24 protein-coding genes are annotated in these 23,116 nt (G+C 34.8%); 15 read left to right on the top strand and 9 right to left on the bottom strand.

The window, feature by feature from the left end; translation table 11 throughout:
• Nucleotides 1-127: 127 nt before the first annotated feature.
• Nucleotides 128-1,240, top strand: a complete 1,113-nt coding sequence (locus tag ABF682_RS01625) for an ABC transporter ATP-binding protein (protein WP_289979889.1) — start codon at nucleotides 128-130, stop codon at nucleotides 1,238-1,240.
• 149 nt (nucleotides 1,241-1,389) lie between these two features.
• Here the strand turns inward: ABF682_RS01625 and ABF682_RS01620 are convergent, their stop codons facing one another.
• Nucleotides 1,390-2,364, bottom strand: a complete 975-nt coding sequence (locus tag ABF682_RS01620; protein ID WP_415618799.1) for a LacI family DNA-binding transcriptional regulator — start codon at nucleotides 2,362-2,364, stop codon at nucleotides 1,390-1,392.
• Nucleotides 2,365-2,373: 9 nt separating this feature from the next.
• Nucleotides 2,374-4,050: an alpha-glucosidase gene (locus ABF682_RS01615; RefSeq protein WP_415618798.1), complete on the bottom strand. Its 1,677-nt coding sequence runs from the start codon at nucleotides 4,048-4,050 to the stop codon at nucleotides 2,374-2,376.
• Nucleotides 4,051-4,242: 192 nt separating this feature from the next.
• Here ABF682_RS01615 and ABF682_RS01610 point away from each other — a divergent pair, with 192 nt between their 5' ends.
• The 4 genes from ABF682_RS01610 to ABF682_RS01595 are packed head-to-tail and all read left to right on the top strand — an operon-like array spanning nucleotide 4,243 to nucleotide 8,244.
• A complete protein-coding gene (locus tag ABF682_RS01610) occupies nucleotides 4,243-5,247 on the top strand; it encodes a LacI family DNA-binding transcriptional regulator (protein ID WP_289979881.1) in 1,005 nt (334 codons plus the stop codon).
• Nucleotides 5,248-5,253: 6 nt separating this feature from the next.
• Complete coding sequence (locus tag ABF682_RS01605; RefSeq protein ID WP_415618797.1) at nucleotides 5,254-6,522, top strand: ABC transporter substrate-binding protein; 1,269 nt, start codon at nucleotides 5,254-5,256, stop codon at nucleotides 6,520-6,522.
• 4 nt (nucleotides 6,523-6,526) lie between these two features.
• Nucleotides 6,527-7,402, top strand: a complete 876-nt coding sequence (locus tag ABF682_RS01600) for a carbohydrate ABC transporter permease (protein ID WP_289979878.1) — start codon at nucleotides 6,527-6,529, stop codon at nucleotides 7,400-7,402.
• Nucleotides 7,399-8,244, top strand: a complete 846-nt coding sequence (locus ABF682_RS01595; RefSeq protein WP_415618796.1) for a carbohydrate ABC transporter permease — start codon at nucleotides 7,399-7,401, stop codon at nucleotides 8,242-8,244. The genes ABF682_RS01600 and ABF682_RS01595 overlap by 4 nt, the downstream gene beginning before the upstream one ends.
• A 92-nt stretch (nucleotides 8,245-8,336) precedes the next feature.
• Here ABF682_RS01595 and ABF682_RS01590 read toward each other — a convergent pair whose 3' ends face one another.
• From ABF682_RS01590 to ABF682_RS01575, 4 genes are all read right to left on the bottom strand, one after another.
• A complete protein-coding gene (locus ABF682_RS01590; protein WP_415618795.1) occupies nucleotides 8,337-8,591 on the bottom strand; it encodes a DUF3781 domain-containing protein in 255 nt (84 codons plus the stop codon).
• Nucleotides 8,592-8,723: 132 nt separating this feature from the next.
• A complete protein-coding gene (locus tag ABF682_RS01585; protein WP_415618794.1) occupies nucleotides 8,724-9,266 on the bottom strand; it encodes a GNAT family N-acetyltransferase in 543 nt (180 codons plus the stop codon).
• Between the two features lie 84 nt (nucleotides 9,267-9,350).
• Nucleotides 9,351-9,839 carry a GNAT family N-acetyltransferase gene (locus ABF682_RS01580; protein ID WP_289979871.1) on the bottom strand — a complete coding sequence of 163 codons (489 nt, stop codon included), beginning with the start codon at nucleotides 9,837-9,839 and terminating at the stop codon, nucleotides 9,351-9,353.
• Nucleotides 9,840-10,227: 388 nt separating this feature from the next.
• Nucleotides 10,228-10,713 carry an HXXEE domain-containing protein gene (locus tag ABF682_RS01575; protein WP_415618793.1) on the bottom strand — a complete coding sequence of 162 codons (486 nt, stop codon included), beginning with the start codon at nucleotides 10,711-10,713 and terminating at the stop codon, nucleotides 10,228-10,230.
• 152 nt (nucleotides 10,714-10,865) lie between these two features.
• Between ABF682_RS01575 and ABF682_RS01570 the strand changes: the two genes are divergently transcribed.
• Nucleotides 10,866-11,360: a TetR/AcrR family transcriptional regulator gene (locus tag ABF682_RS01570; protein ID WP_415618792.1), complete on the top strand. Its 495-nt coding sequence runs from the start codon at nucleotides 10,866-10,868 to the stop codon at nucleotides 11,358-11,360.
• A gap of 3 nt (nucleotides 11,361-11,363) precedes the next feature.
• On the opposite strand, the gene ABF682_RS01565 is transcribed toward ABF682_RS01570, so the two are convergent.
• A complete protein-coding gene (locus tag ABF682_RS01565; RefSeq protein WP_289979866.1) occupies nucleotides 11,364-12,299 on the bottom strand; it encodes a helix-turn-helix domain-containing protein in 936 nt (311 codons plus the stop codon).
• A 54-nt stretch (nucleotides 12,300-12,353) separates the two neighbouring features.
• Here ABF682_RS01565 and ABF682_RS01560 point away from each other — a divergent pair, with 54 nt between their 5' ends.
• From ABF682_RS01560 to ABF682_RS01550, 3 genes are all read left to right on the top strand, one after another.
• Nucleotides 12,354-13,550, top strand: a complete 1,197-nt coding sequence (locus tag ABF682_RS01560; RefSeq protein WP_415618791.1) for an MFS transporter — start codon at nucleotides 12,354-12,356, stop codon at nucleotides 13,548-13,550.
• A 126-nt stretch (nucleotides 13,551-13,676) separates the two neighbouring features.
• The gene (locus ABF682_RS01555) at nucleotides 13,677-14,060 is read left to right on the top strand and encodes a hypothetical protein (protein WP_415618790.1); all 384 of its coding nucleotides are present in this window, start codon (nucleotides 13,677-13,679) and stop codon (nucleotides 14,058-14,060) included.
• A gap of 236 nt (nucleotides 14,061-14,296) precedes the next feature.
• Nucleotides 14,297-14,437 carry a hypothetical protein gene (locus ABF682_RS01550; RefSeq protein WP_415618789.1) on the top strand — a complete coding sequence of 47 codons (141 nt, stop codon included), beginning with the start codon at nucleotides 14,297-14,299 and terminating at the stop codon, nucleotides 14,435-14,437.
• A gap of 148 nt (nucleotides 14,438-14,585) precedes the next feature.
• On the opposite strand, the gene ABF682_RS01545 is transcribed toward ABF682_RS01550, so the two are convergent.
• On the bottom strand, nucleotides 14,586-14,951 hold the full coding sequence (locus ABF682_RS01545) for a carboxymuconolactone decarboxylase family protein (protein WP_415618788.1): 366 nt from the start codon (nucleotides 14,949-14,951) through the stop codon (nucleotides 14,586-14,588).
• A gap of 87 nt (nucleotides 14,952-15,038) precedes the next feature.
• Here ABF682_RS01545 and ABF682_RS01540 point away from each other — a divergent pair, with 87 nt between their 5' ends.
• Nucleotides 15,039-15,416, top strand: a complete 378-nt coding sequence (locus ABF682_RS01540; RefSeq protein ID WP_415618787.1) for a MerR family transcriptional regulator — start codon at nucleotides 15,039-15,041, stop codon at nucleotides 15,414-15,416.
• Between the two features lie 4 nt (nucleotides 15,417-15,420).
• Here ABF682_RS01540 and lepB read toward each other — a convergent pair whose 3' ends face one another.
• Nucleotides 15,421-16,017 (bottom strand): signal peptidase I, encoded by a 597-nt coding sequence (gene lepB / locus ABF682_RS01535; protein WP_415618786.1) that lies wholly within the window; start codon nucleotides 16,015-16,017, stop codon nucleotides 15,421-15,423.
• A gap of 223 nt (nucleotides 16,018-16,240) precedes the next feature.
• On the opposite strand from lepB, the gene ABF682_RS01530 reads away from it, so the two are divergent.
• From ABF682_RS01530 to ABF682_RS01510, 5 genes are all read left to right on the top strand, one after another.
• Nucleotides 16,241-16,654 carry a (deoxy)nucleoside triphosphate pyrophosphohydrolase gene (locus tag ABF682_RS01530; protein WP_415618785.1) on the top strand — a complete coding sequence of 138 codons (414 nt, stop codon included), beginning with the start codon at nucleotides 16,241-16,243 and terminating at the stop codon, nucleotides 16,652-16,654.
• The gene (locus ABF682_RS01525; protein ID WP_415618784.1) at nucleotides 16,647-19,538 is read left to right on the top strand and encodes a DEAD/DEAH box helicase; all 2,892 of its coding nucleotides are present in this window, start codon (nucleotides 16,647-16,649) and stop codon (nucleotides 19,536-19,538) included. Before ABF682_RS01530 ends, ABF682_RS01525 begins: the two co-directional genes overlap by 8 nt.
• A 76-nt stretch (nucleotides 19,539-19,614) precedes the next feature.
• A complete protein-coding gene (locus ABF682_RS01520) occupies nucleotides 19,615-19,959 on the top strand; it encodes an Arc family DNA-binding protein (RefSeq protein WP_289979854.1) in 345 nt (114 codons plus the stop codon).
• A gap of 23 nt (nucleotides 19,960-19,982) precedes the next feature.
• The gene (locus ABF682_RS01515; protein ID WP_289979853.1) at nucleotides 19,983-20,801 is read left to right on the top strand and encodes an SPFH domain-containing protein; all 819 of its coding nucleotides are present in this window, start codon (nucleotides 19,983-19,985) and stop codon (nucleotides 20,799-20,801) included.
• Nucleotides 20,802-21,265: 464 nt separating this feature from the next.
• A complete protein-coding gene (locus tag ABF682_RS01510; protein WP_415618783.1) occupies nucleotides 21,266-23,038 on the top strand; it encodes an oleate hydratase in 1,773 nt (590 codons plus the stop codon).
• The last annotated feature ends 78 nt before the right edge of the window (nucleotides 23,039-23,116 follow it).

Raw genomic sequence — 23,116 nt, 5'->3', positions numbered from 1 at the left:
CATCTGATTTTACTTTTGGCAGAATGCACAATTTTGCACTAATAATTTTGTGCAGTTCAAGCTGTATTTAAGTAAACGCTTACAGTAAAATAATAATAGAAATAAGTGGAAAAGGAAAGGTGAAATTATGACGGAACTTAAATTAGAACATATTTACAAGGAATATGATAATGCTGAAAAAGACTCTTATGCTGTTACTGATTTTAATTTAGATATTAAGGATCGCGAATTTATTGTTTTTGTTGGACCATCCGGATGTGGGAAATCAACAACCCTAAGAATGATTGCTGGATTGGAGGATATCACGAAAGGTAAATTGTTGATTAATGAAAAAGTAGTTAATGATTGGGCACCTAAAGATCGTGATATCGCAATGGTTTTTCAGAACTATGCATTATATCCACATATGACAGTCTATGATAACATGGCTTTTGGGTTGAAACTCAGAAAATATCGTAAAGAAGATATTGATAAGCGCGTTAAAGATTCTGCTAACATTTTAGGATTAACAGAGTTTTTAGCAAGAAAACCCGCTGCGTTATCTGGCGGTCAGCGACAGCGAGTGGCTTTAGGTCGAGCAATTGTTCGTGATGCACCAATCTTCTTAATGGATGAACCGTTATCTAACTTAGATGCAAAGCTGCGGGTATCAATGAGATCTGAGATTGCGAAACTGCACCGCCGCTTAAACACAACCACAATCTACGTTACACATGATCAGACGGAAGCAATGACCATGGCTGACCGCATTGTTATCATGCGTGATGGTAAAATTCAACAGGTAGGGACACCGCAAGAGGTTTATTATAAACCTTATAATCGTTTTGTAGCTAGTTTTATCGGCTCACCTTCGATGAACTTCTTTAATGTAATTTTGAAAGACGGTTTTGTGATTGATGAACAAGATAACTTAAATTTAGGTGTTCCGGAAGGGGTATACAAGGTATTGAAAGATAAGGGGTATGAAGGTAGCAAAATGACCTTGGGTGTTCGGCCAGAAGATATTCATACCGAAGGAACATTTATTGAAACTTTCCCACAGGCTAAAATTCATGCTGAGGTTATTGTTTCCGAACTATTAGGTGCGGAGTCAATGCTTTATAGTAAGGTTGGACAGACAGAGTTTGTTTCAAAAGTTGATGCTCGTGATTATATGAAACCTGGAGAAACGGTTGACATGGGATTTGACTTAAATAAGGCTCATTTCTTTGATATCAAAACAGAACTTGCAATTTTGTAGTAAATATTAAGAGAACAAACTAAAAACCTTCTTTGAAAACAATAAATTCAAAGAAGATTTTTTGACGAAATATAAATTAAAAGTATACTATTCTATATTAATTGTAAAACCGCTATAGAGACCATTGAACTAAGTTAGTATATCATAAATTAATTTTTGGTCGTAATCCCTTTAGCAAAAAAAACAGGCAACACTTTTTTGTTGGGAACTGGACTATGTTCGATTAAGCTAAACAAATTTTCAACAGCGACTTTAGCTAACAGAGCAGTTGACTGTTTAATTGATGAGAGTAACAAAGGTTGATTTCCATAACAAGGAGCACCATCAAATCCAATAATTTGGACTTGTGCAGGAATTAGAATGTTTTTTTGCTGTAAAATATGCCAACAAGAGTAGGCAAGCGCATCGCTTTCTGCAAAAATACCGTCAAAATTATTTTTGGAGGGAGAAAAGTTCTCAGCAATAAAGTTTTTTAACATAGCTAAAGAGTTATTAGAGGATAAAAGTACTTGCTGCGCAGTATATTGATGAAACTCACAATCATCAATGAACCCTTGTCGTCTTTCCCAAGAAGAATTTTCAATAGGTTTAGTTCCCAAAAATAAAGGCTTTTTTACCCCTAAAGCCCGTAATTTTTGAGAGGCAATACGCCCCCCAGTATAATTATCGGAAGTTACTAAGGGTATCTGCTCCGTTAGACTATGCTCTAGAGTTACAAGCGGAATATTGGCATTTAACCAAGGGCGAATATCTGAATAAGACATTGTGATAATCCCAGCGACTTTTTGGACTTGAGCCATTTCTAAATATTTAATTTCTAAAGTAGATTGATTGCTTGAGGTACACAATATTAACGAAAAGTCTTTTTTTCGAAATTCAGCTTGAATTTTTTCAGTTAAGTCTGCAAAAAAAGGAGTATTAATTTCGGGTAAAATTAATACAGCATATCTAGTTTGCTTTTTTTTAAGAGCTTGCGCAGTGCCGTTTGGTAAATAGTCTAGTTCAGCAATTGCTTGGGCAATCTTCCTGAAGGTCACTTCTCGCATTTTAGCACCATTCAGATAATTTGAGACTGAACCACGTGAAACTCCAGCTAAATGAGCAACATCATTAATATTTGTCATACGACTAACCTACCATAAATAAATTTTAGTCTCATACGGTCGCAATTGATCAGCAACTATTTCTGAGTAATTTTGAACAATCAATCTTGCCTGAGCCGGTAATTCATAATGACGAGTTAATTGTTTTTGAGTATAGTTGCAAATAACAAGTAAATGTTGGTCCGCGTTATTTCGGGTATAAGCAAAAACATCTGGGTCACTGTTGTTTCCAGCAACTAATTTAAAATCCCCATCAGTAATTACTGCCAACTCATGTCGCATCTTGATTAATTTCTGATAAAAATAAAAGACTGAGTTTTTATCTGAAAGAGCAGCAGCAACGTTAATTTGTGAATAATTGGGATTCAATGCCATCCAAGGTTGAGTGGAAGTAAAACCTGCATGTGCAGAATTATTCCATGGCATTGGGGTTCGAGCGTTATCGCGAGACCTTTGTGAAAAATAATGTAGTAACTTTTTTGAGGAAACCACTTTCTCTTTTTCAACTAACTCATGATAAGCATTACGAGCTTCTACGTCAACCACTTCGTCAAGAGATTTGAAGTTGGTATTAATCATCCCAATTTCTTCGCCTTGATAGATATAGGGTGTTCCTTGCATACCATGTAACATTGCAGCAAGCATTTTTGCAGATAAGACACGATATTCTTCGCTATCATTTCCAAATCGAGAAACAACTCGTGGCTGATCATGATTATTCCAAAATAAACTGTTCCACGCTTTATTTGCTAGTGCAGTTTGCCACTTCGCCAGATTATCTCGTAAAACTGTTAATGAAGTTTTCTGGTCACTCCATTTTCCAAGCCGAGGATCAGAATTGCCATCAAGCCCCATATGTTCAAACTGAAAAACCATATTCAATTCAGAACCTTTTAAATCAGCGTATTTTTGTGCCTCGTCAATTGTTACTCCCGCAGTTTCGCCAACAGTCAACCAATTATATTTGCTTAAAACTTCTTGATTCATTTCTTGAAGATACTCATGTTCATGTTTGCCATTAGCAACTAAGGCTCCACCATCACCATATAAAGCTCCGGGTGTCTTAGGACCATCGGGCAAATCTGTTGGTTTTGACAACATTGAAATTACATCCATGCGAAAGCCATCAATTCCTTGTAAGGCCCACCAATTCATCATATCAAAAACTGATGTACGAACTTGCGGATTTGCCCAGTTTAAATCTGGCTGCTCCTTTGCAAATAAATGTAAATAATACTGACCTGTAGCGGAATCAAATGTCCATGCAGGTCCAGAAAAGAATGAGCCCCAGTTGTTAGGTTCGTGCCCATCAACGGGATCTCTCCAGATGTAGTAATCGCGATAAGAATTTGATTTGCTTTTTTTGGATTCTTGGAACCAATGATGTTCAGAAGAACTATGATTAACAACTAAGTCCATAATAATTTTTAAGTCCATTTTGTGAGCTGTAGTAATTAATTGCTGAAAGTCGGATAAATCACCAAAATCAGGATTAATTGCTTGATAGTCAGAAATATCATATCCACCATCAATGTTAGAAGTTTTATAAACAGGATTGAGCCAGACTACATCAACCCCAAGTTTTTTGATGTAAGGCAGACGCTGAATAATTCCTTGCAAATCTCCAATACCATCATGATTGCTATCCTGAAAACTCCGAGGATAGACTTGATACACAACTGCTTTTTGCCACCACTTTGCTTGCATATATATTACCTCCAAAATATTAACTTGGAACGTTCCAAGCTTATTAATAATTAGAATTATAAGCGCCATTTATTTTTTTGCAAGCGATTTCAAAAAATAAAAAGTATTTATTTAAGATGCTTGACAATTTTTTAGTGTAATGTTATTTTATTGACGTAAACGTTTACGTTGAATGAAAGTTTAGGTGATTGGATGGCCACCATTAAAGATATTGCAAAAGCAGCAGGAGTATCAATTGCGACAGTTTCAAGAGTTATAAATGACTTAGGAGGATATTCAGAGGTTACTTACCAAAAAGTGAAAGCGGTTTCAAAAGAGCTGAATTATACAAAAAATTCATTAGCCCGTTCACTTGTTAGGAAAAGAAGCCAAACTATAGGCGTAATTATGCCTACGGTGCCAACAAGCTTCTCTAATCCGATTATTGATGGAATTGAAGAAGTTGCTGAACAATTGAATTTTGATGTTATTATTTCACATACTGGATCGGCTAGTAAGTATATTTTGCAGAAAATCATTAGAATGAATGAGTTCAAAGTGGATGGACTGATAATAATTTCAAGCCAGTTGAGCCAAGTAGAAACGGCATATTTAGAAAAAAATGATATTAAAACTATTTTGGTTTCGACTATGGTCCCAGATTCAGATTTACCCTATATCAAGGTTGACGATTATTCAGCAATGTATGCAATTACGAATTATTTAATTAGTATTGGACACCGAAGGATTGGATTAGCAGGGCCTAATTTACAAGATAAAGTTGCGGGACAACCGCGTTTTGCAGGGTATAAAAAAGCCTTGATTGATGCTGGAATTAAATTTCAGGATGAATGGATTCAAACTGGGGTTTTTGATTTCACTTCTGGTAGAAAAGCTGTTCGAAACTATTTGAAGGACGCAATTGATATTAGTTGTATTTGCTGTGTTAGTGACGAGTGTGCTTTAGGTGCAATTTCTGAGGCTGCTGCGAACAATATTATAATTCCTAAGGAACTTTCGATTACTGGTTATGATGGGACAAGTTTAGCCAAAATGGTATCTCCAACTTTGACAACAATTAAACAACCTTTTTTTCAAATGGGTATTCAAAGTTGCTCAGAGTTGATTGCATGTATTAATGACGGGAAAGTAATGAAAAGTCAGTTACTGAATTTTAGCTTGGAGTTAGGTCAGACAACAAAAGAAAAAAGAGGGTAATCAAATATGTTTAAGGAAAAATTCAAATATATTCTATCAGGGGTTATTGGAATCGCAGCTGCCAGTTTACTTCTTACTGGTTGTAGTTCATCAAGTTCATCAAATGGAAAAACAACTTTGCAATTTTTTTCAACTAAAACCGAAAACGCTTCAACCTACAAAAAACTGATTAGTAAATTTGAAAAGCAAAATCCAAATATTAGTGTCAAGTTATCTTCTCCGTCTAATGCAGGAACCGTTTTGAAAAGTTACTTATCCAAGAATTCTATTCCTGATGTGATGGCTGTTGGTGGGGATGCCAACTTTTTACAACTAGAAAAAGCACATGTCTTGAAAGATTTAAGTGGGCAATCTTATGTTAGCAAAACACAACCAGTTTATCGGAAAATGATTACTTCGCTGTATTCCGGTAACAAATTATATGCTGTTCCTTACGCAATAAATGCTTCGGGGGTTATTTATAATAAAAAACTTTTTGCTCAAGCTGGTATTACGGAAACACCGACAACTTGGAGTGAATTTATCAATGATTGTAAAATTCTCAAATCTAAGAATATTACACCGATTGAATTTACCTTTAAAGATAGTTGGACTACTTTAGCAGTATTTAACCAATTGTCAGCCAATATGATTTCAAAAAATTGGATTAATAAAAGGTTGGATAACAAAACTACTTTTGCCAAAACTCATAAACAAGTCATGGCTAAATATTTGGAATTATTAAATTATGGTCAAAACGACTATACTGGAACTTCTTATAACGATGGTGTTGCTGCATTTGCTAAAGACAAGGCGGCAATGATGGTTAATGGTAATTTTGTTATTCCGGGAATTACACAGTTAAACAAGAATGCAGATTTAGGAATGTTTATGTTACCTGTTAATGAAAAAGCCGCTCAAAATAAAGTAACTTCTGGAGTAGATGTAGCACTTGCAATTTCTAACAAGACAGAACATGCTAAAGCCGCTGAAAAATTTGTTAAATTTTTAATGGAAAATGGAAATGCTAAGCAATATACTAAAGAACAATTTGCTTTTTCAGCCATTAAGGGTGTTACACAAAATAGCAAACTTGTCTCTGGAATTAGTTCACAGTTGGAAAAAGGACAGGTTGTCAACTATCCAGATCATTACTATCCAAGTGCTTTAGATTTAACAAAAGTTTTAACTCAAACTGGCGTTAATGCTAAGTCCGGCATGAGTGCTTCAAAGAACATAACGCAATCATTAGAAAATGCAGACAAAGCATTTAATTCTGCAAACATTAAGGAATGATTTTATGGAAAGGTTAAAGAAAAAACGTGATATTACACCTTACTTGATGGTTCTGCCACTGGCAATTTTATTTTTTATCTTTCATACGGTACCTTTTTTACGTGGTGTATTTTACAGCTTTACTGATTGGCCAGGTTATGGTGGTTGGCATTTTGTTGGATTAAGAAATTACCTTTATATGTTTTCGAACAGCCAAATTAGCCAGGCGTATTGGTTTACCTTTAAGTTTGCACTATTTGCTACCATTTTTGTTAATGCTATTTCACTAGCACTGGCAGTGGGGCTAAATGCAAATATTAAATATAAGAAAGTTTTAAGAGCACTTTACTTTCTTCCTTATATGATGGGGATGTTAATTGTCGGTTTTATTTTCAATTTTATTTTTGGCACAATGATTCCTAATTTTGGGAAAGCACTTGATTGGTCGAGTATTAGTACTAATATTTTGGGAACTGACCATGCTTGGGTTGGTATTTTAATCGTAACTATTTGGCAAGGAATGGCTTTTAATATCTTAATTTATCTTTCGGGATTGCAATCAGTTGATGATGAAATCTATGAAGCAGCCTTAATTGATGGAACAACTCCATGGAAACGCTTTTGGAAAATTACTTTTCCGTTGATTGCCCCATTCTTTACAATTAATTTGGTTCTGTCCGTTAAAGGTTATTTAATGGTATTTGATCAGATTATGGCAATGACTTCAGGTGGTCCCGGAAATAGTACAACATCAATCTCAGTCTTAATCTACACACAAGGTTTCCAAAGTTCACAGTTTGCAATTCAATCTGCTAATGCGGTAGTTTTATTCATTATTGTTGCAGCGATTTCATTATTGCAATTGAATATTTTGAATAAACGCGAGGAGAGGTTGCAATGAAAAAAACATTAATGAAGAAACGCTTAAATAAACCTAATTACACCTTAACTGCTGTTTTAATGGTAATAGCGATATTTGTTATTCTAGGTCCACTTTATATGGCACTAGTAATTTCATTGAAAAATCCGAGTGATATGGGTAATGTTTTATCATTGCCAAAACATATTCAATGGAGCAACTTCTCTGAAGCATGGAAAATGACAGATTATTCGCGAATGTTTTTAAACACTTTCTTCATTACAATTGTAAATATTGTTTTTACAATTGTAACTAACTCAATGGCAGCATATGCAATTACAAGAAATCGTAAAAAAAGTAAGTTCTTTAATGTCTTGTACTATTATTTCATTAGTGCAATGTTTATTCCTTTCAATGTAATAATGCTTCCATTAGTTAAAGAAGTTAGTGCCTTTCATATGGACAATGTCTTTGGGATTACATTTTTATATATTGTTTTCGGACTTCCAATGAACACCTTTCTCTATTCAGGCTTTATTAAACAAATACCAACTGCACTTGAAGAAGCTGCAGTTATAGATGGTGCAACACCTTTGCAAGTATTTTTTAAAGTTATTTTCCCACTGATGAAACCAATGCACGCGACAGTGGCTATTTTATCATTTATGTGGACTTGGAATGACTTTTTGATGCCCCTAGTATTGTTGAGTAATCCGAAAGATCAAACCTTACAGTTAGCACAGTATGTTTTTCAAGGACAATTTTCAACTAACTATAACCTAGCATTTGCTTCTTACGTCTTAGTTCTTGCTCCAGTGTTATTGATGTATATCTTTTTCCAGCGATATATCATTTCTGGGGTAGTCAGTGGAGCAGTTAAGTAGAAAGTTTAAATTGTTAGGATCTGATTCTGGTAATTAACTGGTATCAGGTCCTTTTTTGTTGGTGCTACTAAACGAACTAAATGTTTATTCAGTTATTTGTCCAACTTATCAGCTGTGATAACCCGAAAGTTATGTGCATTAACTGTAATTCTGATGTTGGCTGGATGATTATAAACATAGTAATTTTTTCCGATATGTTCAATGTTAGTAGCATTTAATAGTGTTGTACTTATCAAATCTTTGATTTCACTGTTTGATAAGTTGAGATATAATTTTTTATTTATTCGTCCATATACCAAAGTTGTATAACAAATTTGCGTAATAATGGTGCTTATTAATTTATCCATTTTTCCTGACTCCAGTATTTTTAATTTAAAATACAATTAGGCTACACTGAAATGAATCTTAGGATATTGCATTTATTCGGAGTGTTGTCGTGTAACAATTTATGCTTAAATTTGAATTCGATAGAATGATAGTTATTTTACACTAGTAATGATATTTTGTTGGGTTATAAAGGCTTCATAATTTAGGTACATTAAGTCCTCAGCATAGTACTTTTCACCATCAAATAATGAATAAGGCTCTCGACCATATTTTTTAAAACCAAGACTGCTGTATAACTTTTTTGCTGGTTCATTTTCAGATAAAACAGTAATTTTTAAAACTTTTAATTCTGGGATTAAGAATGCTTTATCCAATAAAATAGTGAGTACTTTTTTAGTAAGTCCCTGATTTCTATAATTGTTCAAGCAATAAACAGAGGTAATTTCACCCTTATGCTGCTCCTTTAAATTATTTTGTTGTGTAAAAGAAGCGATATTGACTAGCTGACCTGATTCAAAAAAACCAATTGTAAATTTATTTTTTTCTTGTTTAATTTTGTTTTTAAAGTAACTATCAGTCTTTTGCGATTCTTCTTCATAGCTAGAGCCAAAAGCCATAGGATCATTTTTCAAAGCAAAAAGTCTAATTCTTTTGAAAGATAAAAAATCATTTGAATCAAGTATTTTAATATCCATAATTGAACCTCTCCTTAAATTTGATTTAAAATTGGTAGGTCTTGTTGAACAATTGTTATAACAAAAATAGAAGTAGTATTTAACTTATTCAGTCCGATTAAATTTTTCAAGTCGATAGAGGCCTTCATCATCAATTATATCAATGCCGTTTTTAAAGGAATAACCCATTTTTTGATAGAATTTTAGTCCTGTAATTGAAGCTGGAACTTCAATTCTTCTAGCTCTTTTAAAGAATGTATCTTGTTCCAATGTTTGAATAATTTGTCTGCCAATTCCTTTGCCTTGATATTCCGGCAATACGAAAATATTGAAGAAACTACTTTCATCTTTTTTACCCCAGTAAGCTCCAATTGAACCCACACCGATAATTTTATTTTCAGCAGTATTATCTGAAAATACGTAGCAATGAAAATATTTAGCCTTTTCAATAAAGTCTAAAGCTGTCAATTTTTTCAAATCATTTTCCAAGTATTCCTTGGAATAGTCTTTAATATTGGTAGTCAACATAGTTTTTTTGACCAAATTAGCAACTTCAACGGCATCCGTGTCTTTGAAAGCTCGGTGGATAATCATTATTTATACATCTCCCTAAGTGATAAATATTTAGGCTAATTATATGCTTTTTAGGAGATGGTTTGAATAGATAACTTCTTTAATGATAAATAGACTGAAATTGCTAAAGTGCGGTTTATGAAAAAATGATTCCTAAACATCTTGATTACAGATATTAGGAATCATTGCATACCAATCTGGATGTCACTGAACTACTTTGCATAGTAAGAATACTATTTTTAGAAATCTTTTAGGTGGAGATTTCCCGGACAAGATAGTTTAGATGAACTTGGATGTGATAGAATAAAATGTTTGTAATTATATTGAAGATGTAAATAATGTATCACAGAAAGAATTAGCCGAACGAATTGCATGAAGCACTCCCATTATGATAGGTACTTGGTATTTTTTACAAATTCACTTTGGCCATTAGCCAATGAATAAGTTTAAGATTACCTATGAGGAAAACAAACATCATGAAAATAACAAGCAGCCATTGCCAAAATGGTGAGTATGTCAGTTTAGTTAAGATAAGTAAATAGGCAATAGTCACAGGAATTTCAATAAGAGCTGTTACAACGCCAGGGACATAAGCATGCTTAATCAGTGAAAAGCCGATGTGCATTATGAGATGACAGAAATAAGGGAGTGTAGCAGCAACTATTAATAGCGGATAATTGAACCAGTAAGCGATGGCAGAGAGTGCTAAGTAAATACAGAACTCTTCCCAAATTCCAGCGGACAAGATATCCGAGCGATTTACTCCACCAAATAATGTACGGCCATAAATAGTTGGGTCATTTCTTTGCAGCCAGTGGGGTACAAAAACTAATTCTTCAAAATCGTGGAACATAAATAATAATGGTAATAACCAGTACGAAGACCAGATTGTCATTTTGATAACCTCCTATACTTGTAGTGTATTATGATTTTCATGCATAATAAATACAAGTAACGTATGTGCCATAAAAAAGGGGAGATTGTGCCATGACTAGAGATAAGATGATTGAGTAATCAAAGAACGCATTTGTCGAGGCACTATTTTGTTTGCTTGAGCATGAACAATTCGAAGATATTACAATCAAGCAGTTAACTCTGGAATCGGGATATTCACGCAGAACCTATTACCGGTATTTTGGTAGCAAGACATCCATTTTGGATGAAATGTTAGCAAAATATTTACATAGTTATCAGGAGTATTTATCGGGTGTACCAATGAAACCAGAAGATATTTCTAAATGTTTTATCAACTTTCTTTGGCCACATCGTCAGAGAGTAGTGATGCTAGCCCGCCATAATTTACTTGTTCCACTACTAACTCGTCATATTTCAACGATTGCGGCTACGCTTTTGAACATCAGAGTTCCATGGAGACAAAAAAGGGCAGATAATCAATATTATTACGCAATTATCTACTCAATTGGTGGATTTTGTGTACTCCTAGATACCATTTTTAAGGATAGATTACCTAAAAATCCACAGCAAATTAGTGAGGCACTAAATACGGCTTTGAGAGAGATCTTATTTCAGATGAACAAGTAGCGACTACTCCTTTAGATAAGAAATCTGCGAGAAATCAAAAACGTCAGTTAATTCTTGTACAGTTAGATACTTTGCAAGGTATATTTTTTCATTCTTTAGAAAATTTACCTCGTGATTTGTTAAGTAGGTAATCAGATTAGCTTTTTTTAGCAATTTAAGACCAGCTTCTTTTTGTCCTAGTAAATACAATGTCAGTCCTTTTAAATTAAAGAGTCGTGTTTTATGGTAGTAATCTTTATCACGGGCACAAAAATGATTTTCTAGGTGGTTGACCAATGTATGCGCTTGGTTAAAGTAATTGTTGGCTAGTAAATGCAAAATAACATTATTATAGATATAAAAAAGAATTGAGAAATTATCGTGGCGGAAATCGTCATAGATAATTTCTTTTTTTTGCAACTCATTGAATAAATTAAGCATGATTGGCAATTCTAGAAATGAAAGAGCGTGTCCAAATAAATAGAGCTCAAAGAAAGTCCAATTATCAATTTTCTGAAAATAGGTTACCAAGATTGTAATTTCCTTTTTTGTGAGTTCGCCTTCACCCAAGGTTACCAACATCATTTTTAGTTGAATGGTCTGTAAGTTAGCGAACATGCCTTGTTTTTCTTGCCATTCAGATAAATATTTTTTTAGCATATCAATATTTCCAGCTTGATATGCTTGCTGAAAAGCGGGTAATAAGTCATTTTTAGTCGGATTCTTTTGTTGATAAAGAAATTCAAATTCTGACAATTGGACATTAATTCTGTTCAGCAATTCTAGTAAATGACTGAAAGAAATATCCGTTAATCCATTTTCAAAACGTGATAAAAAAGGAATAGAAACAATTCCTTGGCTGGCCTCTTTGAGAGTAATGTGTTTTGTTCGTCTAAAATACTTGAATATTTGGCCTATTTTCATGTTTTTTAACCTATATGCAACTTTTTTATTTTTCATTTTAAGCTTCTTGTACTATAAAAGCAATTATTAATTATTTAAGGGGTAAATATTTTGTTTATAAAAAATCGTAATTTTAGTTATCTTTGTATGGCCTTTTTAATCTCATCAATTGGTGATTGGCTGTATCGCTTAGCATTACCAATTATTATTCTTTCCAAAACAGGTTCGGCTTATCATGCTGCCACTGTTTTTGGTATTTCATTTATTCCGTGGATAGTTTTCTCATTATTGGGTGGTAGTTTTGCTGATAATTATGCTAAAAAGAAGATTCTGATTATTGGAAATCTCTTTGCTGCACTGGTTGTGCCTTTATTGTTGTTCACCTTAATGGAGAAAGAAATTAACTTTAGTTTATTATATGTAGCAGTTTTTATTTTGTCTTCCATTGACCCGTTGATCCATCCAAGCTTCCAGAGCATCATTCCAGAAATAGTGGAAGATAAAAAATTTGCTGAAGCTAATGCGACTATTCAAACAATTGATAACACATTATCAATCATGGGACCATTAGTGGGCGGATCACTAGTAACATTGCTAGGTGGCTACAATGCCTTATGGATTGATTTATTTTCTTTTTTGTTAACCGTAGTGATATTGGTACAGCTTCCAAGAGATAAGAATAAAGAAGTTCAGATTAATTTTGCAATTAAGAAGTTGACTACTGATGTCATTGAGGGAGCTAGTTATAGCTTGCGTGAAAAAGTAATTTTTAGTGGTTCAGTTATGTTTTTTTTTACTAACTTTGCATTGAATATGTTTGAAGCAAATTTTATTTACTACATGACTAAGTTATTGAATTATCCACTTTTTGAGGCAACTTTAGCGATGTCGATAGGAGGAGTTGGATCATTGATTGCTGGTTTTGGTGGAAGCAAGATTGTTAATCATTTTAAGGCAGGTGTTTTATTATCATCTAGCACTATTTTGGCTGGTTTGAGCACTTTGCTCTTACTAGTAAGTACTAACTATTTTTATATTGGTGTGGTTTTAGGCATCATCAGCTTTTTTGGGACAATTAATGTTATTACTTATTTTACTTTAAGGCAAAGGACAGTTCCAAAACAGATTTTGGGAAGAGTTGTTTCGGTTACGCGGATGGTTTCTTACGCTTCAATTCCTGTTGGTTCATGGTTTGGTGGGGTATTATTGGCACATGGTCAATCAATGTTTATGGTTATTTTATTGGCAGGTAGTTTGCGAACTTTAACAGGGGTAGGAGCGAAATTTTCACCATTAGGCAAGGAATGAGTCTTTGTTTAAATACAATTAATGTGTTGAACATAATTGATGTTAAAATAGACAAAGATACTTCGATGTTTTCTATATTTAATTCTGATGAACTTGAGTCCAATTAAAAATGGAAGGTGATGTAAGATGTACGCCAAAAGATTTATCCAGTTGTTTTTAATATTCTTACTGACAATTTTCATGGCAATGTCGGTGGTTTCTTACTTTGGCATTAAAGGATACTTCGCACAATCCCTTGCCTTATCTGTGGTAGGTTATATTATTTTAGTAATTCCTTTAACTATACTGACAGTTCTTAAACAGCGTAAAAAATTTAGCAAGGATGGAAATCCCAAAGGTAATAGTGAATTTAATAATGCTTTGAGTAAATTGGATAATATCATTGTTTTATCGACGATTTTCGAAAATAATAGAGTAAGTTCAAGTGTGATTACTTTTAAGCAGGGGTTGGGTCAAAAGTTAAATTTTGATTCAGTTTCTCTATTTATTCCGTATAAACGTGTTTCATAAGTCAAAATTCTCCGTCTAACTTCGAATTACTCATAGCAAAGTGCCTGCTATGTTCGTAATTTCGAGTTAGTACTCAAATTTTCCCGACTTATGGCACACTCTCTGATAGTAAGACAAACCGTGTTAGGAATATTATTCAAAATGAAGCCGCAGCAATCACAACTTGGTTTGATGAGAAAACAGGAATAAGAATTAGCTCAAATAATATTAAGCCAGAGATTATTGGAGGCAATGAAATGCTTACCGAAATCGCTGTGCACCCAGAGATAAAAGAGCTATCCGAAGATCTCAAGAATAATGTTATTATCAAGTTAACTATTCACTCGGCTTTAATTGAATCATTTCAATCTAGTCCATTAGTAGTAACATTTTCATAATCTAAAGGTCTATTTGAAGTTCAAAAAATAGCATAAACTTTAAATTTATTTATATATTTGATCATAAAAAACACCCCATAATAATTATATTTTTTGAGATCTAGATATTATGGGGTGTTTCACTTTGGTTCAGTCTTTTATCACTTTTTTAATCTTTATTAAAAACCTCTTTGGCAACTGAAATTGCATTTAGTACTCTCGGAAAACCAACATAAGGTAAGCAATGAACGAAAGTTTCGATTATCTCATCACGTGTCATTCCGACATTTAAAGCTCCTTGAATATGAATGCGAAGCTGACTGGATGTATCACCTTGTGTCAGTAATGTAGTAATTGTAATCATTTCGCGCTGCTTCATGTCTAAGATACCTCGGGTTTTTGCTTCATCAAAAGCCAGAAGTGTTTTTTGATTTAAAATAGGAGCAATGTCTGCTAGGCTGTCCGTTACTAACTGGCTTGCTTTTCGTCCAATGACTTCCTCGCGTATCTGTAATCCATTTTCATATTTATTCAAAATAATTCCTCCTTCTATGTGATAAAATCACTATAAACTATCAAGTTAACTTGATAGCAAGTAGAATTTTTAAAAGGAAGTTATAAGATGATTAAAACATATAAGATCTCTGAAATTTCAAGTATAACTAGACTTTCAATTTCAACACTACGCTATTATGAGGACTTAGGTCTTCTGAAACCTGCACGCAATGGTAATAACTACCGTGTTTTTACGGATAAAGACTTGCGATGGATTGAATTTATTAGTCGCGCAAAGGCAACCGGAATGCCACTGGCAAAAATTATTGAATATTCTAAGCTACGAGAACAAGGAGATGAAACAGTTAAGGAAAGAATAAGTATCTTGGAACAACAAGAACAAATATTGCATGCACAGCAACAGAAAATTCAGACACACATTGACTTTTTACAGAATAAAAAAAGATATTATGCACAGTTGCAAGATAGTTATAAGAAATCTTAGCTGGTTAATTACTATTGAGAGAATTGATTAACTTATGGTGTTTATTCCAAATAAAGGCTTTTACTACACCCAAAATTTTTGCTTTTGGGACAAAGCCATAATAGCGGCTATCGTTTGAGATTTTGCGATTATCACCGAGAACAAAATACTTACCTTTTGGAACGGTAAAGCTTTTATTTGTACCCAAGGTTACTCCTGAAGCAGGTGATAAGGCAGTCGAAAGTGTCAGTGTTCCGCTAGATTGTTGCTTTTTGGTAATATATGATTGTGAGACTAGTTTATTATTTACATATAACTTGCCATTATTCTGATACTCGATTTTATCACCGGGCAGCCCAATTATACGCTTAATATATTTCGTTTTAGGAGTAACATTAGGTTCCTGAGTATCAACACCGTAAGCATTGAAAATAATGATTGAATTTCGTCTGATTTTTGCGGCTTTTAACATGATGACACGTTCCCCAGCCTGCAGATTAGGACTCATAGAATCGCCAACAACATTGGCAGGGCTGAATAGGAAAGTCTTAACAAAAAAAGCAAGTAATAAGCCGATTAAGATAGGCCATACCCAACTCATAATATTCTTAAAAATAGACACTGGTTTTCCTCCTCATTGATGTTATATAGATTTCATAGACCAAGATTCTTCAGCTAATAACTTCAAACTTTACTTAAAAACGTACCATATGTGTATAGCTTCTGTTTTTAATTCTAGGACACAGTCTATCTGTTTGTCTAGCTTATTATGCAATAAAAAATTAGAATATAGGAAGAATAGCTGTAATTAAATGTGGAGTTAGCAAGAGCTAGGGTGGGAATAAATGAAGATAGAAATTGTATGTGCTGTAATCTTAAATCGGAAGAAACAGATTTTTGTAGGTAAAAGAAAATCTAAGAAATTGGCTGGCTACTGGGAATTTCCAGGTGGCAAGATTGAAAAAAATGAAGGAATAAAAGAAGCACTTAAACGGGAAGTAATGGAAGAAATTGGAGCAGAAATTACTATTGGTTCAATGGTAGTCCCAGAGTATGCATACCATTATCAATTTGGGGATGTAAAACTGTATTTTTATTTTGCACGACTAGAAAGCAAAGAGGGCGAACCAAAGATTTATGAGGAATACGGATGGTTGCCAATTCAGCAGTTAGAAAATAAGAAGTGGTTGCCAGCAAATCAGAAGGTACTCGCGAAATTAAGCAAGTGGGATTTAAATAAGGTGGAATTTGATGAATAATGAAGATATTAAGCAGAATCTTTTGCTGGCAGCAACAGTTGGATTCTTGGATGATAGTCAACCTGGGGCTACTAGCGAATTATTGCCACAGCTGGTAAGCAATCAACCGAATGATACGATGTGGGAACATCTCCGGTATGAATTACAGACTTGTCGGAGTTTTTCTTTTGCACTGGCATTTATTACCGAAGATGCACTAACGCCTTTGAAAGTCGTGTTAGCTGACTTAGCAGTTAAGGGAATCTCAGGAAGAATTCTGACTTCGAATTATTTGGCATTTAATCAGCCGAAGGTCTTTGAGGAACTACTTAAGATTCCAAATATTGCGGTTAGAATTGTTACGCAAGAAGGCTTCCATGCTAAAGGCTACCTTTTTGAACATAACGACTATTATTCGATGATTATCGGTAGCTCAAATTTGACGCGTGCAGCATTATTGCACAACGTTGAATGGAATTTGCATTTTTCGGCACTCAAGGATGGTGCAGTGACCAAGCAGATTATGAATCAGCTGGATATTGAGTGGCAACAAGCAGTCGAGCTCACTAATCAATGGATTGAAGAATATCGGCATGTCTATAATGATACCCAGCAAAAACGAACGATGATTAATTCGGTTGAAGTCAAAGAAAAAGCACCAATTGTTCCTAATAAGATGCAGACAGAAGCGCTAATTGAATTAGCAAAATTGCGTGCAACAAATGAAAGAAGAGGTTTGGTAATCTCCGCAACAGGGACGGGAAAAACATTTTTAGCTGCGCTTGATGTAAAGCAAGTTAATCCAAATAAGATGTTATTTGTAGTTCATCGTGAACAAATTCTACAAAAGGCACTGGATAGTTTTAAACGTGTTTTAGGTGGAAAAGATAGTGACTATGGAATCTTATCTGGGAATCGGAATGAAAGACAAGCCAAGTACTTATTTGCGACTTTGCAGACACTCTCCAAGACAGATGTCTTAAATCGTTTTGCACCAAATCAATTTGATTATCTCTTGATTGACGAGGCGCACCGAAGTGGGTCTGAGACATATCGCCGCATCTTGGATTATTTTACCCCAGCTTTTTGTTTAGGGATGACAGCGACACCTGAGAGAACAGATGATTTCAGCATTTATCAACTATTTGATTACAATATTGCCTATGAGATTCGGCTCCAAGATGCTTTGGAAGAACAGATGCTGACGCCATTTCATTATGTGGGACTGCAAGATTATGAGTATGATGGCAAGTTGATTGATGATAAGTCTCCACTAAGATTATTAGTTGCAAAGGAACGTGTTAGTTACGTGCTAAAACAACTTGAGTACTATGGATATTCAGGCAAACGAGTTCATGGACTTGTTTTTTGCAGTAATGTGCTTGAATCAAAGGAGATTGCTCAGCTTTTGGCGAAGAATGGGCACCCAGCAGTTAGCCTAGATGGAAGTGATTCAATTGCGCGGCGTAACCAAGTAGTTACCCAGCTTGAGCATGGTCAAATCGAATATATCGTGACGGTAGACATCTTCAACGAGGGAATTGACATTCCATGTTTGAATCAAGTTGTGATGCTTAGGAATACGCAATCAAGCATTGTTTTTATTCAGCAGTTGGGTCGAGGGTTACGTAAGTATATCGGTAAAGAGTTCTTAACAATTATTGATTTCATCGGAAACTATAAAAATAATTATTTAATTCCCACAGCGCTGACAGGAGATATCTCACGCAGTAAGGATAGCGCACGTGCAGATTTAACAATGCAGCCAATTCTAGGATTATCAACAATTAACTTTACTGAAGTTGCGAGACAGCGGATATATGAGGCGATTCAGGTTGCGAAGTTAGATGCTTTTGCAACTTTGCGTGCAGATTATCAGGAACTCAAACAAAGACTAGGCAGAATTCCCTTATTACTGGATTTTCAAAAATACGGTGGAATTGATGCTGAAGTCTTTGCTGAGAATAATCAACTTGATAGTTACGCGAGCTTTTTAATTAAGATGAAAGAGCAAGTCAAGTTAACCGAGTATGAAGCAAAAGTATTGAGTTTTGCAACTAAGGAATTGGTAAATGGGATGAGAAGACATGAACTTTTACTATTAAGGCTGTTACTGGAAAAAGAGGTAACAGATAAGGACTTTACAGAAGCCTTGCAACAAAATAATTGTTATTTAGATGCGGCTGTATTGCAATCGGTTGATGACATTTTGAGCCTGCACTTTTTTGATATCAAATCTGGGAGAGAAAATAAGGCTGAGAAATACGGGAAGCAAGCTATTGTAGAGCATTCAAATGGAAAGTACGGGTTTAATTCTGTGATTAATGCTAGTTTACAAGGAATAAGTGACTTTAAGCGTATGTTTATGGATGTTATCGCAACTGGATTGTATAAAGCAAATAATTTTAATGCCAAGCAACCTTTCACATATTATCAAAAATATTCTCGCAAAGATGTCTGTCGGCTCTTGAATTGGAGCAAAGATGTGAGTGCTCCAATGTATGGCTATCGTGTAGGAAGAGATGCTTGCCCAATCTTTATCACATATGAAAAAGATGATCCAACAAAGAATCGTAGTGCACGCTATGAAAATGAATTCTTCAATACTGGTTTAATCAAATGGTATACCAGAAGCCCACGACATATTGATTCAAAAGAAGTTCAGCAGCTATTAGAGCGAGACCACAATGGTGATTTTAAGGTGCAAATTCAACTATTTCTTAAGAAGAGTGATGCCGAAGGGAAAAAATTCTATTATTTAGGGAAGGCTCAGGCTGCTTTGGATTCTGTAAAGGAACAGATGATTAGTCAAGCTGGTAAGCGTCCTAAGGCTGTCGTTTCGTTGAATTTGAAGTTGAATGAACCAATAAAGTATGGTCATTTTATAAATATCACAAAAAAATAAAAATATTTATTGCTTTATGATATTAGTATGATATCATAGTGTTATCGATAGATGAAAAGATTGTGAGGTGAGTCCAATGGATGATATAGCGACTTTTTTGTTGAGGTTACCCAAAGAACTAAAAAGTAGACTTGAAGCAAAAGCAAAGGAACAAAATCGCAGTGTGAATAGCCTGCTGCAGACAATTATTGAAGATTTTTTAAATGGTAAGGAGCAGGCGGCCGTTTCGTTAGAAAAGCGCCAATTTATCGGGCAAGTTGTAGAGAACAGACAAATTGATCCAGACAATGGACTTGTGCAAGTAAATGGAATCTATTATCGTTACTTGATTGAAAGTAATCTGGAATTCGATTCGAAAATAAATTATATCGTAATTGAGGCTAATGGGAATATTTTGACACTACGCCCAATGGTACATTAAATTACGAGTATGGGGGAATTCAAATGTTCGGAATAAAGATTGTAAATCAAAATTGTCAAGGTCTTGTGGAAACATTGGGAAAGTATAGTCACAGCGTCGATGCAGGATTACACTTTTATATTCCTATTTTTCAAAGGATCCAGACAGTTAACTTGGCAATGCGTCCGTTGCAGTTATCACAGTATTCTGTAATCACAAAGGATAATGCAGATATTCAAGCGAGTGTTACCTTGAACTATCATGTTACAGATGCTAAAAAGTACGTTTATGAAAATACAGATTCAGTTGAATCAATGGCTCAGTTAGTAAGAGGACACCTGCGTGATATTATTGGACGCCTTGAATTGACAGATGCGCTGGGTTCGACTTCCAAGATCAATGCGGATTTGGCTGCTGCAATTGGAGACTTAACCAATGTCTATGGAATTAATGTTGACCGAGTAAATATTGATGAGCTGACACCATCGACTTCTATCCAAGAAGCAATGGATAAACAATTGACTGCCGATCGTGAACGAATCGCGACAATTGCACGTGCCCAAGGTGAGGCACAAAACATCAAGTTGACAACTGATGCTCGTAACCGTGCGCTTGTTGAAACTGCGCAGGCACAAGCTCAGGCAACTAGGACACAGGCTGATGCAGAGAATTATCGCATCAATAAAATTCAAGAAAGCTTGACAGCTGTCAATGAAAATTATTTCAAGGATCAAAGTATTCATGCATTTACCGAATTAGCACAATCAAAGACTAACTTAGTGGTTATGTCAAAAGATGAAGTGACGACTTTGGGCCAGGTTCCAGTTATTAAGAAGATGCTAGATCAGGAAAATAATATTTAAGAAGTTAGTTCCAGTTACTGGATATGGTTAAAAAATTAATTAAGACAGGGAGTGTGCCATAAGTCGGGAAAATTTGAGTACTAACTCGAAATTACGAACATAGCGAGTACTTTGCTATGAGTAATTCGAAGTTAGACGGAAAGTTTTGATTTATGAAACACGTTTATACGAAATAAATAGAGGAACTGAATCAAAACTTAACTTTTAACTCAGTCCCCAGTTACTAGATATGATTAAAAAATTAATTAAGACAGTTCGCGATATTTATAGAATATTGGAACTGTTTTTTGCTGTAAATTAATACTTTAAGTATTGTGACATAAGATGGTGAAACTTAACTTTTAATCCAAACCTTAACCCAATTTTTGATTACTTCAAACATATAAGAACCATTCTATTTTGAATTATTGTAGTTAAGGAGTACCCTTTACTTGTATACTAGTTCACAAGAAGGGATGATTAAAATGTATTATTCTAATGGGAATTATGAAGCTTTTGCTAGACCAAGAAAGCCGGCTAATGTTGATCAAAAGCAGGCTTATATTGTTGGAGCTGGATTAGCAGGCTTAGCTGCTGCTGTTTTCTTAATTCGTGATGGACACATGAAAGGCGAGCATATTCATTTGCTAGAAGAATTACCACTTGCGGGTGGTTCATTGGATGGAGCTAATCGACCGAATGTGGGTTTTATTACTCGTGGCGGTCGGGAAATGGAGAATCATTTCGAATGTTTGTGGGACATGTACCGTTCTATTCCATCCCTTGAGGTTGAAGGTGCATCATACTTAGATGAATATTATTGGTTAGACAAAGATGATCCGAATTCGTCGAATTGCAGATTGATATATGATCGAGGTAATCGTGTGCCAAATGATGGTGACTACACACTTGATAAATCGTCAAACGAATTGATTAAACTAGTTATGACACCTGAGAGCAAGTTAGGAACACAGACAATTGAAGATTTCTTCTCACCCAAGTTTTTCGAGAGTAATTTTTGGACCTACTGGGCAACGATGTTTGCTTTTGAAAAATGGCATTCTGCAGTTGAGATGAGACGATACACAATGCGTTTCATTCATCATATTGACGGATTGCCTGATTTTAAGGCACTTAAATTCAATAAGTACAATCAGTATGATTCAATGGTAAAACCAATCCTTGCATACTTGAAGACACATAATGTCGATGTTCAATACAGTACGACTGTTGATAATATTCAAGTTGATTTTACAGATGGCAGGAAAGTTGCAAAGAAATTATTACTAACTGTAGCTGGTCAGCAAACTGAAACGGTTCTTACTGAAAATGACTTAGTCCTTGTTACAAATGGGTCAATTACAGAAAGTACAACTTATGGGGATCATAATACTCCTGCACCTGCAACAACAGAGTTAGGCGGTAGCTGGAATTTGTGGGAAAACTTGGCTGAACAGTCTACAGATTTTGGTAATCCTAAGGTATTTTATCAAGATTTGCCAGAGAAAAGCTGGTTTGTTTCTGCAACGGCAACAATCAAGAATGCAGCAGTTGAACCATATATTGAACGCTTAACTAAGCGGGATTTGCATGATCGTAAAGTTAATAGTGGTGGAATAATTACGATTACTGATTCTAATTGGCTCATGAGTTTTGCAATTCATAGACAGCCGCATTTTAAAGAACAATCTGAAAATGAGACCATAGTTTGGATTTATGGACTTTATTCAGATACTGAAGGTAATTATGTCCATAAAAAAATTGTTGATTGTTCAGGTAAAGAAATTACTGAGGAGTTTTTATATCATTTAGGAGTTCCAGAGTTTAAGATTGAGCAGTTAGCGGCTCAGGAGTCAATTAATACGGTTCCTGTGTATATGCCATTTATTACTTCTTATTTTATGCCAAGACAAAAGGGTGACCGACCTGATGTTGTGCCAGATGGCTCTGTTAACTTGGCTTTTATCGGTAATTTTGCTGAATCGCCAACGAGAGATACAGTTTTTACGACCGAGTACTCTGTCAGAACGGCAATGGAAGCAGTGTATATGCTTTTAGGTGTTGAAAGGGGCGTTCCAGAGGTCTTCAATTCTATCTATGATATCCGTGAGTTATTAAAGGCAGTATATTATTTGAATGATAAGAAGCAGTTGAATGAGATTAACTTGCCAATTCCAGGATTAGTAAAGAAGATTGGGATTTCAAAATTAAAAAAGACTTGGTTGGCTGAATTATTAGAAGAAGCTAAACTGCTTTAAACAAGGAATACATTCGTTCAGAAGCAGTAGTGAGATCAGCATAAAACCTGATTTTAATTCAATATCAATAACATTTAA

It is taken from the genome of Liquorilactobacillus sp. (assembly GCF_047719775.1).
Lineage (GTDB): Bacteria > Bacillota > Bacilli > Lactobacillales > Lactobacillaceae > Liquorilactobacillus.
The sequence above is the reverse complement of the archived record's forward strand: the minus strand, read 5'-3'. Positions and strand labels throughout refer to the sequence as shown.

Coding starts and splice junctions, on each gene's coding strand:
- ABF682_RS01625 (WP_289979889.1), top strand. CDS start 128: ATGACGGAACTTAAATTAGAACATATTTACAAGGAATATGATAATGCT.
- ABF682_RS01620 (WP_415618799.1), bottom strand. CDS start 2,364: ATGACAAATATTAATGATGTTGCTCATTTAGCTGGAGTTTCACGTGGT.
- ABF682_RS01615 (WP_415618798.1), bottom strand. CDS start 4,050: ATGCAAGCAAAGTGGTGGCAAAAAGCAGTTGTGTATCAAGTCTATCCT.
- ABF682_RS01610 (WP_289979881.1), top strand. CDS start 4,243: ATGGCCACCATTAAAGATATTGCAAAAGCAGCAGGAGTATCAATTGCG.
- ABF682_RS01605 (WP_415618797.1), top strand. CDS start 5,254: ATGTTTAAGGAAAAATTCAAATATATTCTATCAGGGGTTATTGGAATC.
- ABF682_RS01600 (WP_289979878.1), top strand. CDS start 6,527: ATGGAAAGGTTAAAGAAAAAACGTGATATTACACCTTACTTGATGGTT.
- ABF682_RS01595 (WP_415618796.1), top strand. CDS start 7,399: ATGAAAAAAACATTAATGAAGAAACGCTTAAATAAACCTAATTACACC.
- ABF682_RS01590 (WP_415618795.1), bottom strand. CDS start 8,591: ATGGATAAATTAATAAGCACCATTATTACGCAAATTTGTTATACAACT.
- ABF682_RS01585 (WP_415618794.1), bottom strand. CDS start 9,266: ATGGATATTAAAATACTTGATTCAAATGATTTTTTATCTTTCAAAAGA.
- ABF682_RS01580 (WP_289979871.1), bottom strand. CDS start 9,839: ATGATTATCCACCGAGCTTTCAAAGACACGGATGCCGTTGAAGTTGCT.
- ABF682_RS01575 (WP_415618793.1), bottom strand. CDS start 10,713: ATGACAATCTGGTCTTCGTACTGGTTATTACCATTATTATTTATGTTC.
- ABF682_RS01565 (WP_289979866.1), bottom strand. CDS start 12,299: ATGAAAAATAAAAAAGTTGCATATAGGTTAAAAAACATGAAAATAGGC.
- ABF682_RS01555 (WP_415618790.1), top strand. CDS start 13,677: ATGTACGCCAAAAGATTTATCCAGTTGTTTTTAATATTCTTACTGACA.
- ABF682_RS01550 (WP_415618789.1), top strand. CDS start 14,297: ATGCTTACCGAAATCGCTGTGCACCCAGAGATAAAAGAGCTATCCGAA.
- ABF682_RS01540 (WP_415618787.1), top strand. CDS start 15,039: ATGATTAAAACATATAAGATCTCTGAAATTTCAAGTATAACTAGACTT.
- ABF682_RS01530 (WP_415618785.1), top strand. CDS start 16,241: ATGAAGATAGAAATTGTATGTGCTGTAATCTTAAATCGGAAGAAACAG.
- ABF682_RS01525 (WP_415618784.1), top strand. CDS start 16,647: ATGAATAATGAAGATATTAAGCAGAATCTTTTGCTGGCAGCAACAGTT.
- ABF682_RS01520 (WP_289979854.1), top strand. CDS start 19,615: ATGGATGATATAGCGACTTTTTTGTTGAGGTTACCCAAAGAACTAAAA.
- ABF682_RS01515 (WP_289979853.1), top strand. CDS start 19,983: ATGTTCGGAATAAAGATTGTAAATCAAAATTGTCAAGGTCTTGTGGAA.
- ABF682_RS01510 (WP_415618783.1), top strand. CDS start 21,266: ATGTATTATTCTAATGGGAATTATGAAGCTTTTGCTAGACCAAGAAAG.